Annotated in this window: 12 protein-coding genes; all 12 read left to right on the top strand. The window is 55.9% G+C overall.

The window, feature by feature from the left end:
• Window positions 1-11 precede the first annotated feature (11 nt).
• The 12 genes from AC0IXS_RS15890 to AC0IXS_RS15835 all read left to right on the top strand — a co-directional run bounded on the left by AC0IXS_RS15890 (window position 12) and on the right by AC0IXS_RS15835 (window position 18587).
• Window positions 12-1673 (top strand): ShlB/FhaC/HecB family hemolysin secretion/activation protein, encoded by a 1662-nt coding sequence (locus AC0IXS_RS15890; RefSeq protein ID WP_191958110.1) that lies wholly within the window; start codon window positions 12-14, stop codon window positions 1671-1673.
• A 9-nt stretch (window positions 1674-1682) separates the two neighbouring features.
• Complete coding sequence (locus AC0IXS_RS15885; protein ID WP_122690380.1) at window positions 1683-2201, top strand: toxin-activating lysine-acyltransferase; 519 nt, start codon at window positions 1683-1685, stop codon at window positions 2199-2201.
• 46 nt (window positions 2202-2247) lie between these two features.
• Window positions 2248-11448, top strand: coding sequence for a hemagglutinin repeat-containing protein (locus tag AC0IXS_RS15880; RefSeq protein WP_471825125.1), 9201 nt, complete (start codon window positions 2248-2250; stop codon window positions 11446-11448).
• A gap of 308 nt (window positions 11449-11756) precedes the next feature.
• Window positions 11757-12422 carry a hypothetical protein gene (locus AC0IXS_RS15875; RefSeq protein WP_471826247.1) on the top strand — a complete coding sequence of 222 codons (666 nt, stop codon included), beginning with the start codon at window positions 11757-11759 and terminating at the stop codon, window positions 12420-12422.
• Between the two features lie 345 nt (window positions 12423-12767).
• The gene (locus tag AC0IXS_RS15870; RefSeq protein ID WP_471825123.1) at window positions 12768-13382 is read left to right on the top strand and encodes a GAD-like domain-containing protein; all 615 of its coding nucleotides are present in this window, start codon (window positions 12768-12770) and stop codon (window positions 13380-13382) included.
• Window positions 13383-13436: 54 nt separating this feature from the next.
• Window positions 13437-13820, top strand: a complete 384-nt coding sequence (locus AC0IXS_RS15865) for a hypothetical protein (protein WP_137203385.1) — start codon at window positions 13437-13439, stop codon at window positions 13818-13820.
• A gap of 155 nt (window positions 13821-13975) precedes the next feature.
• Window positions 13976-14365 (top strand): hypothetical protein, encoded by a 390-nt coding sequence (locus tag AC0IXS_RS15860; RefSeq protein ID WP_471825121.1) that lies wholly within the window; start codon window positions 13976-13978, stop codon window positions 14363-14365.
• A 27-nt stretch (window positions 14366-14392) separates the two neighbouring features.
• Complete coding sequence (locus AC0IXS_RS15855; protein ID WP_471825119.1) at window positions 14393-14719, top strand: hypothetical protein; 327 nt, start codon at window positions 14393-14395, stop codon at window positions 14717-14719.
• A 376-nt stretch (window positions 14720-15095) separates the two neighbouring features.
• Complete coding sequence (locus AC0IXS_RS15850) at window positions 15096-15407, top strand: hypothetical protein (protein ID WP_471825117.1); 312 nt, start codon at window positions 15096-15098, stop codon at window positions 15405-15407.
• Between the two features lie 54 nt (window positions 15408-15461).
• On the top strand, window positions 15462-16874 hold the full coding sequence (locus AC0IXS_RS15845) for a hypothetical protein (protein WP_471825115.1): 1413 nt from the start codon (window positions 15462-15464) through the stop codon (window positions 16872-16874).
• Entirely contained in the window at window positions 16871-17428 is a 558-nt protein-coding gene (locus tag AC0IXS_RS15840; RefSeq protein ID WP_471825113.1) for a DUF6990 domain-containing protein, read from the top strand. Before AC0IXS_RS15845 ends, AC0IXS_RS15840 begins: the two co-directional genes overlap by 4 nt.
• An 847-nt stretch (window positions 17429-18275) precedes the next feature.
• The gene (locus AC0IXS_RS15835; protein ID WP_471825111.1) at window positions 18276-18587 is read left to right on the top strand and encodes a hypothetical protein; all 312 of its coding nucleotides are present in this window, start codon (window positions 18276-18278) and stop codon (window positions 18585-18587) included.
• Window positions 18588-18666: the final 79 nt, after the last annotated feature.

The following is an 18666-nucleotide window of genomic DNA, read 5'->3' as shown; positions in this document are numbered from 1 at the left end:
TGGCTGCGTGGATGACCGCTGTGAGCAGCGTTGCTCAGGCGGCAGGCCCTGAAGAGGAGTTGCTGCGCCAGCGTGAGCGTGAACGCATACAGCGCGAGCAACTGGAAACACGACCGGATGTGCGCCTTCAGGCTCCCGTGGTGGATGAAAGCGGTAAGCGCCTGCCCGAGAAAGAGAGCCCCTGCTTTGCCATCAACGACATTCGTCTGATTGGCGAAGCGTCCGAGAAATTTCAGTGGCTGCTGCGTGCGGCAAACCCGAAGGAAGACCCTGCGATAGGTCGCTGCCTGGGCGGCGCCGGCATCAACATGACCATGAAGCGCATGCAGAATGCGGTTATCGAGGCGGGTTATGTCACGACTCGCGTGCTTGCCGAAGCTCAGGATTTGAACAGCGGCATTCTGGTGCTGACGCTGGTGCCGGGACGTATCCGCGAGATTCGTTTCGCCGAAGGCACCAGCCGTCGCGCCAACATGTGGAACGCGATGCCTGCCAATCCCGGCGATCTGCTCAACCTGCGCGACATCGAGCAGGCGCTGGAAAACTTCAAGCGTGTGCCGACCGCCGAAGCCGACATTCAGATCACGCCCGCCCGAGCGGCAGATGCCAAGCCTGGCGAGAGCGACGTGGTCATCAAGTGGAGCCAGCAGTTCCCGGCCCGCGTCAGCCTGTCCATCGACAACTCGGGCAGCAAGACGACCGGCAAGTATCAGGGCAACGTCTCGCTGTCGCTGGACAATCTGCTGTCGCTCAACGATCTGTTTTACGCCAGCATCAACCACGATCTGGGCGGTGGTGAGTCAGGCCATAAAGGCTCTGACGGCAACACTTTCCACTACTCGCTGCCGTTCGGTTACTGGCAACTGGGTTTCACGACCAGCGAATACAACTATGAGCAGTCGGTAGCCGGTGCGTCCCAGACGTATCAATACCGGGGCGAAAGTCGCAACAACGAACTTCGCCTGTCGCGCCTGCTGTATCGCGATGCCGTGCGCAAGACCACCGCTTGGGGCAGTTTGTGGACGCGCTCTTCGGAAAACTTCATTGACGACACCGAGATCGGCAACCAGGACCGACGCATGGCGGGCTGGCAGTTGGGCCTTGATCATCGCGAGTTCATTGGCGCTTCGATTCTTGACCTCGGGGTTGCCTATCGTCGCGGCACCGGCGCGCATGACTCGCTGCGAGCACCTGAAGAGTCGGTGGGCGCAGGTACATCGCGCTCGCAGATCATCACGGCCGACGCTCAGTTGCAGGTGCCATTCACGATCAGTGATCAGCGCCTGCGTTACATCGGCGCCTGGCGCTCGCAGTGGAACCGCACGCCACTGGTGCCGCAGGACCGCTTCCAGATTGGCGGACGCTACAGCGTGCGCGGGTTTGACGGGGAAAACATCCTGTCGGCAGATCGTGGCTGGACGGTGCGCAACGAAATCGGCCTGGCGCTGGGGCAGACCGGCCAGGAGCTGTACACCGGCGTCGATTACGGCGAAGTCAGCGGCCAGGCCAGCGAGTTCCTGATCGGTAAGCGTCTGGCGGGCGCCGTAGTGGGTGTGCGCGGCGGTTACAAAGGTTTGTCGTATGACTGGTCAGTGGGCACGCCGCTCAAAAAGCCGGACGGCTTCGAGACGGCCAATGTCACCAGCGCCTTCACCGTCATCTGGTCATTTTGAGGTCATCCGATGCTATTCGACACGATTGACCTCATCGCCCCCGGCCTGATCGACGAGCCCTGGAACGAAGCCACGGTACTCGGCTCCGTCACTTGGCTGTGGATGCATTCCGCCGCGCATCGCGATGCGCCATTGCACGCGTTACCGACGCTGCTGCTGCCTGCCCTGAAGCATCGCCAGTTCGTATTGGGCACCGAACACGGCAAGCCGGTGTTCTACCTGTCCTGGCTCAACCTGGACGAGGCTGCGGAGCGGCGTTACCTGCAGCAATCGCCGCTGAGCATGGCCGAGACCGACTGGAACAGTGGCGACCGTCTCTGGCTCAACGACTGGGTCGCGCCCTTTGGCCACACCGCCGTGGTGACGCGCCTGCTGCAGCGCCACCTGTTTACACACCGATGCGGACGCGCGCTCTACCACCGAGGTGACGAGCGCGGCCTGCGGATCAAGACGTTCCAAGGTATCGGGGTCATCCCGGAACAGGCCAAGGCCTGGTTTGCAGCTCATCCGCTGGCAACAGCGATATAACTTCAATCCTGGTTTCTGCGGGGCCTGCTCCGCAAATGGAATTGCAATGAACAAGCATCTGTACCGAATTGTTTTCAACAAGGCCCGTGGCCTGCTGATGGTGGTGGCTGAAAACGTCGCCAGCCAGGTCAAGGCACCCGGTACCCGCTCCAGCCAGTCGGCAGGCGCAGGCGCGCGCACTGCAACGCTGGGGTCCCTGCGCTTTGCGGTCATGGCGGCGATCGGGCTGGTGTCATTGATGTCGGTACCGGCATGGGCTGACGGCATCGTTGCCTCTCCAGGCGCCCCGGCCAGCCAGCAGCCGACCGTGATCAACAGCGCGAACGGCACGCCGCAGGTGAATATCCAGGCCCCCAGCGCAGCAGGCGTATCGCGCAATACCTACAGCCAGTTTGATGTGGGCACTCGCGGCGCGATCCTCAACAACAGCGCGGCCAACACCCAGACGCAACTGGGTGGCTGGATCGAAGGCAACCCCTCGCTGGGCAATGGCAGCGCACGAGTGATCCTCAACGAAGTCAACGCCAGCAATCCCAGCCAGCTACGCGGTTATGTCGAGGTCGCCGGCCAACGGGCTCAGGTGGTGATCGCCAACCCGGCAGGCATTACCTGTGACGGTTGCGGCTTCATCAACGCCAACCGTGCAACGCTGACCACCGGCCAGGCACAGTTGGAGAACGGCAGCATCACGGGTTACACCGTGAACGGCGGTACGCTCAACATTCAGGGCAAAGGGCTCGACACCCGCGAAGCCGACTACACCGACCTGATCGCCAGAACGGTGCAGGTCAACGCGGGCGTCTGGGCCAACGACCTCAAGGTCACGGCCGGACGCAATCAGGTCAACGCCGACAACACGCAGGCGCGGCCACTGGCGGCAGTCGATGGCGACAAACCTGCCGTCGCCATCGACGTTGCTCAACTGGGCGGCATGTATGCCGGAAAAATCATGCTGGTGGGCACCGAGTCAGGTGTCGGCATGCGCAACGTCGGGCAGATTGGCGCGACGGCCGGAGAGGTGGTCATCAGTGCCGACGGCAAGCTGCAGAACAGCGGAACGATCAGCAGCGCCACCGCCAGCCGCATCAACGCGACTCAAGTGGAGAACAGCGGAACGCTGTATTCCAAAGGCGGCCTGAACCTGGAAAGCTCCGGCGATATCGATAACAGTGGAACCATCGCCAGCCAGAACAACACGACCCTCACTGCCAAAACCCTCCGCAGCACCACCGCATCGAGCCTTGCTGCCGGTGTCGGCGCTGACGGCAAGCTGAGCGGCAGCGGCAACCTTGCGGTGCAGGCAACCTCGGTGAAAGCGCAGGGGCAGAATCTGGCCTCGGCCGATGTCAGCGTCCAGGCAGATGACCTCGACCTGAGCAGCAGCCAGACCCAGGGTCGCAACGTTGCACTGACCGCCCGCACCGGCGACGCCAACCTGACTGGCAGTCGGATCGACGCCAGTCAGCAACTGAATGCCCGGTCTACCCGAACCCTACGCACCGACTCGGCCAGGCTCAATGCCGACAATGTGCAACTGAACGCCAACGATATCTCCAACGTCGGCGGCCAGGTCGTACAGACAGGTACGGCAAAGACATCAATCAATGCCGCCGCCACACTGGATAACCGTAACGGGCGCATCGCTTCGAACGCGACCGATGTGGCCATCAGCGCGAACCGGATCGACAACAGCTCAGGTAACGTCGAACACGCAGGCACAGGTGTGCTGGATGTGCAGGCCAACCGGCTCGACGGCAGCAAAGGCAGCCTGGCGAGCAACGGCAAGCTGAACATCAAAGCCACCGACGTCGTTCTCGACGATGGCACGGCTCAGGCTGCGCAGATCAACCTTGATACCGCCACCCTCTCCAACCAGCGCGGCAAGATTATTCAAACCGGCGCACAGCCTCTACAGATCACCGCCCGCGAACGCCTCGACAATCAAAACGGACAAATCAACAACGGCGGCGCAGTGGTTCTCGACGTCGGCACGCTGAACAACCAGAACGGTAAAGTCATTACCACCGCTGGCGGTCCTTTGACGGTGACTGCGACCCGTCTGATCGACAACACCCTTGGCACGCTGGCGGCCAGTGGCACGCTTCAAGCCAGCGGCCCACGCCTGGAAAACACCAGCGGCACGCTGAGCGCAGGCGGTGAGCTGCTGGCGACATTCGATCAGTTGAATAACGCGACCGGCACCATTGCTGCCACTCAGCGCGTTGCACTGACTACCGGGCAGCTCGACAACAGCAAAGGTGCCATCGGCTCCGTGCAATCCGGTGTGCAGGCCACGGTGAGTGCAGGACCGCTGGTCAATACCGGTGGGCGCGTTGAGGCCAAGGGCGACATTGCGTTGTCCGCCAACGGTCTCAACAACAGCAGCGGTGGCGTCATCAGCGGTCAGGCCGTGAGCGTCGATACGCGCGGCAGTTTGCTGGACAACAGCAAGGGCACGCTGAACGCCGACGCAACGCTGGACCTGCGCAGCGGTGAATTGCGCAACGCAGCGGGTCTGATTCAAGCCAAAGGCAAGCTGTTGATCGATACCGGCACACAGGCCCTGAGCAACCTGCAGTCCGGCACCACGCAAGGTATCAGCGGTCAGGACGCAGTGGAGATCCGCAGCGCCAGCCTCGACAACACCACAGGTTTTATCGGCGCCAAAGGCAGCCTGTTACTCGCCACCACGGCGCTGAATAACAGCAGCGGTGGCCAGATCATCGGCGAGAAGACCGTGCGCGTTGAAGGCGCCCGTCTCGATAATCGCGGCGGCCAGTTGCAAAGCCTCGGCGACGTCACGCTGGTGCAGGGCGAGTCGGTCAGCAACCAGGGTGGGCTCATTCGCAGTGCCGGCGTGTTGAACGTCGACACTCAACAGCTCGACAACAGCGCCACCCAAGGCACCAACCAGGGCCTTGAAGGCCGCAGCATGACACTGGCGGTCAACAGCCTGGTGAACCAGACCGGCGCCATACGCACCGACAACGGGTTGTCGCTCGGCGTGAGCCAGGCACTGGACAACCAGAACGGGCTGATCTCCTCCGGAGGTGATCTGACCATCAGCGACCGTGACACGGCGCAGCGTCGTCAGTCGCTCAACAACCTGAACGGAACACTGATTGCGGGCAAACTGCTGTCGCTCAACGCTGCGTATTACAGCGGAACAGGCCGGGCGCTGAGCCTGGGCGACCTGAGCTTCAGATTGCAGAGTGGTCTGGACCTGAGCGGGCAAATTCAGGCCAACAACACGCTGGACCTGAGCACCGCAGGCGCGCTCACCAACACGGGTCGCCTGCTGGCAGGCAAATCCTTGTTGATCAATGCACAGACGCTGGATAACCGCGCCAATGCAGAGATAAGTGCCGGTCAGGTTCGTCTGACGATCAATGACACGCTGACCAACCGGGGCCTGATCGACGGTCAGCAAGTCCGTGTGCAGGCAGCGACCCTGAATAACCTGGGCACGGCCCGTCTCTACGGCGATCAACTGGCGATTGCCACAACGACCCTGAACAACCTCGACGAAAACGGCCTTGCGGCGACGATTGCAGGCCGTGAATCGCTGAATATCGGCGCCACCACGCTGAATAACCGCGAAGAGTCGCTGATCTTCAGCGCGGGCAATCTCGCCATCGGCGGCTCGCTGAGCGCCACCGATACCGCGCAAGGCCGCGCCCAGTTGTTGACCAATGCCAGTGCTACCATCGAGGCGCTCGGCAACCTGTCGCTGAATGTGCAAAGCGTGCGCAACACGAACGAGCATTTCAGCACGCGCGTGGTTGAAGTCAGCCGCACGCCGCAACAGGAATTCCAGCTCAGCGGCTCGACCAATCGCTATCAGGCGAACGAGATTTCCCTGCGCAACGACGAGGTGAATTACCTCGTCACCCCTGAGGGGCAGCGCGACAACTGGAACCGCTACGACTACACCCGCGTGGTCACGGAAACCCAGATCGCGACCTCAGCCCCGGCACAGATTCTGTCTGGCGGGACGATGCAGATCAGTGCCGGTGACGTGCTCAATGACAAGAGCCGCATCATCGCTGGCGGGCTGCTGCAAGCGGACGTGGGCAGCCTGACCAACACCGAGGTGTCGGGCCAGCGCACCACCATGGACAGCGGCACCGCCACCAATTTCTACCGCATGCAGCGCAAAGGGCGTGACCGTCAGGGATCGAGCACGGCAGCCTACACCCCTGCCCCTCTGATTCAGGACATCTCGCTGCAACCGACCGTTTTTGCGCAGAACTCGACGGTCAACGGCACAGGCACGCAGATCAGTGCGCGCGGCACCCAGGCTGTCAGTCAACAGATCGCCGGCACCGGTGCGGTCAGTGCGCCAGTGGCCCGAACCTTTCAGGTGACGCCTATCGTTCAGGTCGCCGCCCAGACAACCCTCAACACCAAAGGCGTTGCCGAGCAGATCCGCACCGGCGGCCCCTCGCTCGAACTGCCCAACAACAGCCTGTTCACCACCAATCCGCAGAACACCGGTAGTTACCTGATCGAAACCGATCCGCGCTTTGCCAGCTATCGCACCTGGTTGTCGTCGGACTACATGCTTGAACGCCTGCAGGTCGACCCTGCCCTGACCCAGCAGCGCCTGGGTGATGGCTTCTATGAGCAGAAACTGATTCGCGAACAGGTTGCACAACTGACCGGCCGCCGTTTCCTCGACGGCTACGCCAATGATGAAGCGCAATACCGCGCGTTGATTGATAACGCAGTGACCCTCGCCGATCAGTGGAAGCTGGTACCGGGTGTGGCGCTCAGCGCCGAACAAATGGCGCAATTGACCAGTGACATCGTCTGGCTGGTGCAAAAAGACGTCACCCTGGCCAACGGCCAGACCCGCAGCGTGCTGGTGCCGCAGGTCTATGTTCGCGTGCAGGAAGGCGATCTCGACGGCTCAGGCTCCCTGATCGCGGGCCAGCGCCTGAACCTGAACATCGCAGGCGACCTGATCAACAGTGGCAGCCTGGCCGGCCGCAGCGTCATGGCGATCACGGCGCAGAACATCGAAAACCTGGGCGGTCGCATCCAGGCCAATAACGTGTCGCTGACCGCACGGGAAAACCTGAACAATCTGGGTGGTCTGATCGGCGCGACAGACAGCCTGGCCATCAACGCCGGGCAAAACGTCAACGTCATTTCCAGCAGCCGTGACAGCAGCAGCGACCAAGGCACCCGCACCGCCCTGTCCAGGGTTGCAGGGCTGTTCGTCAGCGGTGCTGGCGGCACGCTGGACGTCAACGCGGGCCGGGACATCAACCTGACCGGGGCCCAGGTGGTCAACGCAGGCACAGGTGGCAGCACATCCCTGAAGGCTGGCAACAACATCAACATGGCCACGGTCGGCGAAGCGCATCAGCAAGCCGTGACCTGGAACAGCAGCAACTGGCGCAAGGACAGCAGCCAGACCGAAGTGGGTTCTACGATACAAGGGCAAGGCGATGTACGCCTGAGCGCTGGGCAGGACCTCAATGCCCGCGGCGCCAGCGTGACCACTCAGCAAGGCGCGATCATTGCCGACGCCGGGCGTGACATCAACCTGACCGCCGCACAGAACACCCAGTTCGCCGACGAGGCGCACAAGGTCAAGGGCAGTAACGGGATGTTCTCCAGCAAGACCACCACAACCCGAGACACCACCAGCCAGACCCTGGCTCAAGGCTCGACGTTGAGTGGCGAGCAAACCTACGTACAGGCCGGTCGCGACATCAACCTCAGCGGCAGCAATGTGGTGTCCACCAGCCAGACCATTCTGGCGGCTGACAACAACATCAACATCGAAGCGGCCACCGAGAGCAGCAGCGAACGTCACGACAAGTCGGTCAAGAAAAGCGGCCTGTTCAGCGGCGGCGGCATCGCGGTCACCATCGGCACCCAGCAGCAGAGCGTCAAGGACCTCACGACCAAACAGACCGCTGCCGCCAGCACCGTGGGCTCGACCAAAGGCGATGTGCTGATCGAGGCAGGTAACAACTACCGGCAGGTGGGCAGTCAGGTTTCCGCGCCTGAAGGCAATGTCGATATCAAGGCGAAAAAGATCGACATCCTTGAGGCCCGCAATACCAGCAATCGCGAGCGCGAAACGCTGTTCAAACAGACCGGCTTTACCCTGACTGTAACCAACCCGGTGATCAGCGCGATCCAGACGGGCCAGCAGATGAAGCGTGCGTCGGAGAAAACCGACGACGGCCGCATGAAAGCGCTGGCAGCGGCCACAGTCCTGCTGGGGGGCAACAATGCCGCCACTGCTGTGGCGATGAACCCTGACATGGCTGGCGGGTTGAATATCAGCCTGTCGCTGGGCACCAAGAAGAACGAGAGCAAGACCACCCAAACCAGCGACAGCGCTGCCGGTTCGACCATCACCGCCGGTAAAGACGTGAGCCTGCGAGCGACTGGCGCCGGTGCAGACAGTGACATCACCGTCCAGGGCAGCCAGATCAAGGCCGGCCGTGACGCCAGCCTGATGGCCGACGGCGACATCAACCTGCTGGCTGCCAATAACACCAGCACCCAGAACACCGACAGCAAAGGCAGCAGCGCCAGCGTCGGCATCGGCTTCTCGCTAGGTGGCACCAAAAACGGCTTTACCCTCGACCTGGGCGTCACCGGCAATAAGGGCCAGGCCGACGGTGATGAACTGACCCACACCAACACCAAAGTCGAGGCGGGCAACCAGTTGCTGCTGGCCTCTGGCGGCGATACGCAGATCAAGGGTGCGGTAGCGAGTGGCAAGAAGGTCATCGCTGACGTCGGCGGCGATCTGAACATCGAAAGCCTGCAGGACACCAACACCTACAAGGTGGATGAAAAGAGCCTCGGCTTTGGTGTCAGTCTGTGCGTTCCGCCCTTCTGCGCCGGCATGAGCACCATCAGTGGCGGCAGCGGCAACTTCGGCGCGACCAACATCGACTCCAACTACGCCAGCGTGACCGAACAATCGGGTATCAAGGCCGGAGACGAAGGCTTCGACATCAACGTACGTGGCAACACGGATCTGGTCGGCGGCATGATCGCCAGCAGTGACAAGGCTGTGCAGGATGGCAAGAACAGCCTTGTCACATCCAGCCTCACCAGCCGCGACATCAAGAACAAGGCCGAGTACGACGCCAACACCGTCAGCCTCGGCGGCGGCTACAACGAAGTCGGCAAGGACCAGAAAGGCAACGCGCAGACCGGCGGCACGGTCAACCCCGGCACTGACCTGGCGAAGAACGAAAACAAGATCGGCGCCAACATGCCGATCGCCATCAGCGCCAGTGACAACGCCAGCAGCGTGACCCGCAGCGGTATCAGCGGTGGCGCCATCGTCATCACCGACGCCGCCGAACAGCAGAAACACACCGGCCAAACCGCCGATCAGACTGTTGCCAGCCTCAACCGCGACGTGTCCAGTGATCGCGACGGCAGCAACGCACTCAAGCCGATCTTCGACGAGGACGAGATCCGCGCAGGTTTCGAGATCGTCAGTGCGTTCTCCAACGAAGCCAGCACCTTTTTGGCCAACAAGGCACAGGAAGCGGACCTCAAGCGCGACCAGGCGAAAGCGTTGCAGGAGAAAGCCGACCAGATCAACGGCAACAATGATGCCGCACAGATGGCCCTGCAGACCCAGGCAAGGCAACTGCTGGGGGAAGCCAACGACATCTCAGAAAACTGGGGCGCAGGAGGCACCTACCGCCAGATCACCACCGCCCTGATCGGCGCAGCCGGCGGCAACATCAGCGCGGGCAACGCTGCCTTCGTGCAAGGGCTGGTGGTCAACTACGTTCAGCAAAAAGGCGCGAGCTACATCGGCGACCTAGTGGCCGACGGCGAACTCACCGAAGGCTCTCCCCTGCACGCCGCCTTGCACGGCATCGTCGCCTGCGCAGGTGCCGCTGCCAGCAGCCAGAGCTGCGGCAGCGGTGCCGCAGGCGCAGCGGCCTCCAGCCTGCTGACCGGCCTGTTCTCGCAAAGCAGCCCCGACGAAAGCGAAGAACAGCGCGAAGCCAAACGTAATTTGATCGTCAGCCTGGTAACCGGCTTGGCAGCGACCAGTGCTTCCATCGACCCGACTGCTGCGAATACGGCGGCGGGTGCGGCGGTGGATAACAATTGGTTGGCGACGCAGCAGATTGTGCAGTTCAAGAAGGAATATGACGAAGCGAAAGGCTTCGGTGAAACGAGCAAAGTGTTTGCCAAATGGGCCTACATCAGCAGTAAACAGGATGTCCTGACGCAGTTCGGTATCGGTAAAGGTCTGGCGCAGTCCGGCTGGAATGACGTCACGGGGCTGGCGGAGTTTGTCGCCCATCCGATCGAAGGGTTGAAAGGCCTGAAAGAGCTCGTCAACAACCCCGCAGCCCGAGAACAATTTGGCGAAACCCTGATCAAGGAGCTCAACGTCAAGATCGACCGGGTGACAGTCGCACTGGAGAAAGGCGGCGACGAGAATGCGGTCCTGCTGGGTCAATCCATCGGCGAGATTGCCTGGCAGGTGGGCAGCATCGCGACCGGTGTCGGCGGTGCCGCCACCGGCGGCGTGGCGCTGGCCAAGGCCGGGATCAAGGTGGGTGGCGCACAGCTTGAGAAAATGGCGGAGCTCGCTAGAATCGAGAAGGTTGCGGCAAATAATGCCAAAAATCTGAATCCGATGAGCGCAATGACGGATTCGGAAGCAGCGGTGCTGGTTGATCGGAATGTTTTGGAGGCTGGGACAAAAGGGCCGGAGCAGGTTACCCCCGATGCAATCAACCCGCTCAAAGTAAGCACGGTTGAAGACCTGTTTGGGCAGACATTTGAAAGTATCCCGCTGTCGCACCTTCCCAATTGGAAGACCGGTTCGCTTGCAAATGATGGGGTGTTGGGCGAGCAACTGGCCCTTCAAACCCTTAACGAAAAAACCGGCCTCAACTTCAAGCCATTGCAGAACGGTAGCAACCACGGCTGTGATGGCTGCGCGGTGGCGATCAATGGCGATACGATTACCGTGGTGGTGATGGATGCGAAGTCTTCGGTGAATGGCGTGAATAAGGCCGGTACGCCGCATGGAGATCCGGAGACAAGATTGAGAGAGTGGTTGCAAAAAAGCTCGATAACCCAATCCGACCCAGCGTTGGCTGAAGACTTGGTATCCGCGCTGGGAAGCGAGGGAGTCAAAGTCCAAGGCGTTACCGTTAAAATTGGTTTGCCAGCACCCGGTAAAACAGGTAAAGCAGAAATTAAGGTGGAATCATGGCCCAAAAAATAAATCAATGTGAACGCGTGGGTGTGAACCCAAGGTGGCCCTCCTACAAATCAGTACTCGCTCGCATCGCCAGAGGGCCGCATGTTGATGATGCGTTTTATGTCAACGCGATAGGCAGATACGTCTCCCGGGAGGATGCAAGGCCCACTGGTCCAATGATGGTTCCAAATAAAAACAATGCGACAAATAGCACCCCAGAGCGAATGGCGCGGGTCAGACTCTATAAAGTGCTTGCCACTGCCCCAGACAACCCGCAATGGTTGCAGGAATTGGCTCGCTGGATGCGTTACTGGCAGGTAGGTGTTTGGCAATTGTACTTTTGGGCACACCAGTACGATCAACGCCCCGGTAACTATATCCGCCAACAAAACTACAGTATCCAAACCGGTACCAACATGATGGCTGCGATGGCGATCCTGGGTTGGAAAGATGCCGTTATCCATCAGGGCTATCTCACTCATGCGGCACTTAATCGCAAACATCAGTTGGTGATCGAGTACGAAGAGCAGCACCGCCGGGCCCAGGCCTTTATGCTGCGCGTGTTTGCCGACTGGGTGGGGGATGTATCGCACCCGTGGCCAGCCTATGCATATGATGAACCTGTCTACGAAGCTCTACTGGCCAACTGGCGCACCGCCAACCCCGACGACTTGTTGCCCTGCCTGCTGGCCGCATGTGACCGCCACACCTGGCAAACCGGCAAAGACAGCCAAAAAAATTCGTACGATTTCGATCAGGAATGCCACATGGAGCGCGTGCCGTTGGAAATCCTCTACATACTGCGTCTACGCCAATGGGAAGGCTTGCCCAATCCTCAGCAGATTGATCATCCGCTGATGGCCGCGCCCTTTGACCAACTGCCGCCCGAGCAGCCAGTGCCTGAGTTCGACGAGTTGATGCAAGGTGTGCTCAAGCGCGCAAGGGAAGACTGGCCACAGTACGATGAAATGCTGTCTTTGCCAGCGTTGAAGAGTTGAACAGAAGCAGATGGACCTGCCGGGTCGGTACGCGGTGCTGCCGCCGGGATTGAATGACTTGGCAGGGTTACCTTGGTACGTAACTGCCAGCAGGCCCGTGACGACCGCCGAGTTTCAATACGTTTGTTTGTTGACGAGACGACTGGTGTAGCGACAAGCGCCGAAATACTTGAAACGAGGACTGCAGCCAAAAATTATAGCTCGAGTGCAAAAATAGGGGTCAAAGCACGGCTTTGCTTATTTTTTAAAAATAATAGCCTGCCCCCCTATTTTCTATTTTCTCCTAACGGAAATGTTGGCTGCCAAACTTGATGCCCGGCTTTAGCTACTGAGAGGCTCGCAAAAATGAGAGATCCAGATTTCGAAGCTTTTATAGCTGAAGCAGGAGAAGCGACTATTCGTCGTGATGTGCTTCAAGAGCAAATATTAAAATATTCCGGCATGTTGCCGGATGCTTTACTGGGATACTGGAAAGAAGAAGGTTGGTGCGGTTATGCCGATGGATTATTTTGGACCGTCAACCCTGATGACTATAAGCACTTGATTGATATGTGGTTGGCGGGAACTGAAATTGAAGGGCTCGACAACTATCACGTGATAGCTCGGAGCGCATTTGGAGCATTGTATGCATGGGGAGAAAAATATAACCAAAGAATAGTAGTTTCATGTTTCACAGGTTCAATTGTCGCTCTAAAAAGCCAGCTACAGAAACCGAATAAAAATCCAGATCTCGCAATACAAACCTTTTTTGCAATGTTCGAAAAGGAAAAATATGATCTGGAGAATGGCGAGGGTCAATTTTTATTCGAACAAGCCCTGAAGAAGCTGGGCCCGCTCGACGAAAGCGAAATTTATGGATTTCAACCGCCGCTTTTCCTCGGTGGAGCACCTTGTTTGGAGAATATAGTCAAATGCGATTTAGATGTTCATCTGACTATTCTTCGTCAGCTGAAGCGTTAATTTTTTAGGCAGTACATCGCTAAAAGCTTCGGTTAAGCTAAATTTGGCGATCCGTTGATATCAGAAACTCTCCTGCGCGGCATCGTCGCCTGCGCAGGAACAGCCAGCAGCCAGAGCTGCGGCAGCGGTGCCTCAGGCGCAGTGGCGTCCAGCCTGTTAACCGGCCTGTTCTCGCAAAGCAGCTCCACCAAAGCGAAGTACGGCGCGCTGTGCAGCGCTGAGAAAGTCGAACAAGGTACTTCATTAACTAAAGATGATCGGAACACGCATCAGAAATGTATGACAGGAAAGTGCGTCGTCAACACTCTAGAGTTATCAGATGTGGTATCTAAGACGGGAGCTAAAATTATTGTAAATACGACAATGCTACCTGAGCATTTAAACAAAGCACTGCAAGAAGGAGCGAGTGTTATCGTTCAGGTTCCTGCTGGTCAATGAAAAAACCTCATAATTATTTACAGCATTAAGCCTGTTGATGGCGTGAGTTACTATATGACGTAAGCCCCGTATGTCGGGCCAAGGGGTGTTCAACAAGGGCTGGTAGATGGCGCAATGCCAACAGGCGTTGATGTCATTGTGATAGGGAAGTGAAAATGAATATCGGCGATATTATTGAGTTAGAGGGTTGGTTGGTTATTATTGATTGTAGGCTTTTCCTCATACCAGAGAACTATTCAGAAGATTATGAAGACGGCGAAAAAATTGAGATATCTAACCCTGAAATAATGTTTTCTGTGATGGATGAAATCCTTCCCTTGGCCGGAGGAAAAAGCTGTATATTTCATAAGTCTAAGGTCTCGGGGGTCTTGATCGAGCTTATGCCAATGAAGGTAAAGCCAACAACGTTATCTGTAGAGGAGAGAGGACATAGTTTTATTTCTATAGATATTGAGGGTGATGTTGAAAAACATAAAGCTCGGTACGAAGATTTTCTTAAGAAGAGACAAAATGTTAAGTCCGGTGACTGGCTAGATTACTTGTAGGTACAAAAGCTTTTGTAAAGGACTATATTGACATTATTTCTCCAAAAAGAGGACATCGGGGCACACCACGGTTTTGCGTTTTTAAAAATAATAGTGGTCTGTCCCCTATTTTCCGCTGCCAATAACACCAGCACCCAGAACACCAACAGCAAAGGCAGCAATGTCGGCATCGGCTTCTCGCTAGGCGGCACCAAGAACGGGGTTATCCTCGACCTCGGCGTCACCGGCAAGATGTTAAAATGGGACCTGTATACTGGAGCATCTATACGCCCAGAGAAGTTTACCGTCACCTATAAAGTTGGGTCGGAGCGCCCTGTGAGAGCAACCTACGTCAACAGCCCAAGAGGCATATGATGATTGATGATGAAATCAATCAAGGCATTGGTAAAATTCTGGTAGCAATTGCCCCCCAGAAGCGCAAGAAGTATTGTAGAAGCCGAGCTGTCCTTGGAAAACGATCATTGCAAACTATCATTTGACGATACCGCAGAAAAGGCTGAAAAACAGTGGTTTATACCTAAAACAGCTAAAGTTGACAGTGACCTACTTGATCTCCTATTAAGACTGAGAAGTTTTTTTGAAACTAGAAAGCTGTATACAGAGGGAAAGCCATGGACCGGCTGCACAGTGAAGCGTTCCTTGAAAACAATGAAGATAAAGATAGAATTTAAATATAGTTGAAAATATCCATTTTCAATAATGAATCCAGCAAGCTTTTAAAGGAACACACATGATTACCAAAGACCTTGTATTAGTTAAAGAAATATTTTCCATTATTGATAACGGAATTATCGACGGCTATGATCGTTTTCGTTACGAGGTGATAATAGGAAAAGGATTCATAGACACAGAGTTACTTGTCGAAAAGGATGGAGTAGAGACCACCAACGCCCGGACAGAAATGGACGATACACAGCTGTATGAGTTGGTAGATAAGCTTAAGCATAGCGCTGAGCAACGGGGTGAAAATTGGGTTTCATTCGTAGTTTCATATAAACATGGAGAGCAAGTCAGTACAAAGTTCAAATACCCTGAAAACTGAGGTGCTCATAGACATATAGTTTACCTAGGAAAGGTCTGAAGTAGGCATTGATTTTTGATCCCCTTGTGGCTTGAGATTCAAGAAAGCTCGCCCGATCAGATAATCAGACTTTTCCCGCTTTTAACTCGACACCCGGATCAAAGGCGCGGTAGCGAGTGGCAAGAAGGTCATCGCCGACGTCGGCGGCGACCTGACATCGAAAGCCTGCAGGACACCAACACCTACAGCATCGTCGCCTGCGCAGGTGCCGTCGCCAGCAGCCAGAGTTGCGGCAGCGGTGCCGCAGGCGCAGCGGCCTCCAGCCTGTTGACCGGCCTGTTCTCGCAAAGCAGCCCCGACGAAAGCGAAGAACAGCGCGAAGCCAAACGTAATTTGATCGTCAGCCTCGTGACCGGGCTGGCAGCGACCAGTGCTTCCATCGACCCGACTACCGCCAATACGGCGGCGGGTGCGGCGGTGGATAAAAATTGGTTAGCGACGCAGCAGATTGTGCAGTTCAAGAAGGAATATGACGAAGCGAAAGGCGTCGGCGAAACGGGCAAAGTGTTTGCCAAATGGGCCTACATCAGCAGCAAACAGGACGTGCTGACGCAGTTCGGCATCGGTAAAGGTCTGGCGCAGTCCGGCTGGAACGACGTCACGGAACTGGCGGAGTTTGTCGCCCATCCGATCGAAGGGTTGAAAGGCCTGAAAGAGCTCGTCAACAACCCCGCAGCCCGAGAGCAATTTGGCGAAACCCTGATCAAGGAGCTCAACGTCAAGATCGACCGGGTGACCGTCGCACTGGAGAAAGGCGGCGACGAGAATGCGGTCCTGCTGGGTCAATCCATCGGCGAGATTGCCTGGCAGGTGGGCAGCATCGCGACCGGTGTCGGCGGTGCCGCAACGGGCGGCGTGGCGCTGGCCAAGGCCGGGATCAAGGTGGGTGGCGCACAGCTTGAGAAAATGGCGGAGCTCGCTAAAATCGAGAAGGTTGCGGCGATTAATGCCAAAAATCTGAATCCGATGAGCGCAATGACGGATTCGGAAGCAGCGGTGCTGATTGATCGGAATGTTTTGGAGGCTGGGGCAAAAAAGGCAGGGCCCCCAAAAATTACTATCAAGGATCACTATGACCACCATCTGAACATGGTAGATGACATCAAGGATCAACTTTTATCTCAAGGGTTCAGAGTCAGCGAAAAAGAAATATCATTTGGCAGTTCCTGTGGCACAGGTCGTTGCAGACCAGATATCGTTGCCGAAGCGCCAGATGGAACCCTTAGGATTATTGAAGTTAAGACAGGGAATGCGGATCTTAGTATTCGGCAATCCGAGATTTTCCCTCAAATACAAGATGGCAGTTCGATTCCAAGGGGTAAGGTTGCCGAAAGCTTTGGCCTAAGGCCAGGGGTGCCGTTAAAGGAGCAAGGATATCCTGATGGAATTCCAATTGAAATTATGAATTTTCCTGGGGCCAAGCAATGAACGAAAAAAATGTAGTGTCAATTTTGAAGGAACAGGGTTGGGATTGTAGCAAGGATGAAGTAGGTGACTATTTTTGCGTAACCGATCTCGGAGGCATTCAACTTCAGGTCATACCTTCTGTGGGTAAACGCTCGGACCATTTTCGGGTTTCGCTCATGCCTTCCATTTCGACAGAAGAATTTTCTGACGCTGTTTCTTTTATATCGGGCGATGTGCGCAACAACATTCCAATTAAGGTAAGTAATGATGCGCCAGAAAAGTTAGTTAATCTGTCTAGCGATAGTGTTATCAAGCTAACTGAGAAAGCTATATCTTGGGCACGCTCCCAGAGTATCGATGAAGGATTAAAGTTTTATAAAGATCTGCCAACCGATGCTAAAGGAGCGCTGCCTATCCGACATTTAGCAGCTCTAGCTTTAGCGGGTGATATCGGACGTTTGAGTATTTATAAACAGAGCTTTGATAAGGGTGATCGACTTGGATTTGCGCCCTATATCACTACCGAGATGCTTAGTCGAGCACTCATACTAGGCGAAGAAAAAAAACAATTATAGAAAGATCAAGCAAAAAAGGATACTTATAGGGACTACGCTATCTCCCATAAGAGCGGGGAGGTGATGCAAATGTGGATTCGGAGGGCTCTGGCAGAGCCAAGCTCCAGCGATTGATGACGCTTTGAGTACATCCATCACCAACGGCAGTAGCAAAAATAGCAAAAATAGGAGTCAGGACACAGTTTTGCTTTTTTAGACATAATAGTGGTCTGCCCCTTATTTTCCGCTGCCAATAACACTCGCACCCAGAACACCGACAGCAAAGGCAGCAGTGCCAGCGTCGGCATCGGCTTTTCTCTAGGCGGCGCCAAGAACGGGTTTACCGTCGACCTCGGCGTCACCGGCAAGATGTTAAAATGGTATCTGTATACTGGAGCATCTATACGCACAGAGAAGTTTATCGTCACCTATAAAGTTGGGTCGGAGCGCCCTGTGAGAGAAACCTACGTCAACAGCCCAAGAGGCATATGATGATTGATGATGAAATCAATCAAGGCATTGGTAAAATCCCGGTAGCAATTGCCCCCCGAAGCGCAAGAAGTATTGTAGAAGCCTAGCTGTCCTTAGAAAACGATCATTGCAAACTACCATTTGAATATACCGCAGAAAAGGTTCAAAAACAGTGGCTTATACCTAAAACAGCTAAAGTTGACAGTGACCTACTTGATCTCCTATTAAGACTGAGAAGTTTTTTTGAAACTAGAAAGCTGTATACGGAGGGAAAACCATGGACCGGCTGCACAGTGAAGCGCTTCTTGAAAACAATGAAGATAAAAAATAGACTTTAAATATAGTTAAAAATATCCATTTTCAAAAATGAATCCAGCAAGCTTTTAAAGGAACACGCATGATTACCGAAGACCTTGTATTAGTTAAAAAAATATTTTCCATTATTGATAACGGAATTATCGACGGCTATGATCGTTTTCGTTACGAGGTGATAATAGGAAAAGGATTCATAGACACAGAGTTACTTGTCGAAAAGGATGGAGTAGAGACCACCAACGCCCGGACAGAAATGGACGATACACAGGTGTATGAGTTGGTAGATAAGCTTAAGCATAGCGCTGAGCAACGCAGTGAAAATTGGGTTTCATTCGTAGTTTCATATAAACATGGAGAGCAAGTCAGTACAAAGTTCAAATACCCTGAAAACTGAGGTTCATAGACATGTAGTTTACCTAGGAAAGGTCTGAAGTAGGCATTGATTTTTGATCCCCTTGTGGCTTGAGATTCAA

The sequence above is a fragment of the Pseudomonas sp. AC016 genome, assembly GCF_979253365.1.
Note: the sequence above shows the minus strand (reverse complement) of the source record. Positions and strands in the feature narration are given on the sequence as shown.

What these genes read in the sequence shown, in the direction of transcription:
- AC0IXS_RS15850 (WP_471825117.1), top strand. Translation starts at nt 15,096, where the DNA reads ATGATTACCAAAGACCTTGTATTAGTTAAAGAAATATTTTCCATTATT.
- AC0IXS_RS15880 (WP_471825125.1), top strand. Translation starts at nt 2,248, where the DNA reads ATGAACAAGCATCTGTACCGAATTGTTTTCAACAAGGCCCGTGGCCTG.
- AC0IXS_RS15890 (WP_191958110.1), top strand. Translation starts at nt 12, where the DNA reads ATGACCGCTGTGAGCAGCGTTGCTCAGGCGGCAGGCCCTGAAGAGGAG.
- AC0IXS_RS15835 (WP_471825111.1), top strand. Translation starts at nt 18,276, where the DNA reads ATGATTACCGAAGACCTTGTATTAGTTAAAAAAATATTTTCCATTATT.
- AC0IXS_RS15870 (WP_471825123.1), top strand. Translation starts at nt 12,768, where the DNA reads ATGAGAGATCCAGATTTCGAAGCTTTTATAGCTGAAGCAGGAGAAGCG.
- AC0IXS_RS15840 (WP_471825113.1), top strand. Translation starts at nt 16,871, where the DNA reads ATGAACGAAAAAAATGTAGTGTCAATTTTGAAGGAACAGGGTTGGGAT.
- AC0IXS_RS15885 (WP_122690380.1), top strand. Translation starts at nt 1,683, where the DNA reads ATGCTATTCGACACGATTGACCTCATCGCCCCCGGCCTGATCGACGAG.
- AC0IXS_RS15860 (WP_471825121.1), top strand. Translation starts at nt 13,976, where the DNA reads ATGAATATCGGCGATATTATTGAGTTAGAGGGTTGGTTGGTTATTATT.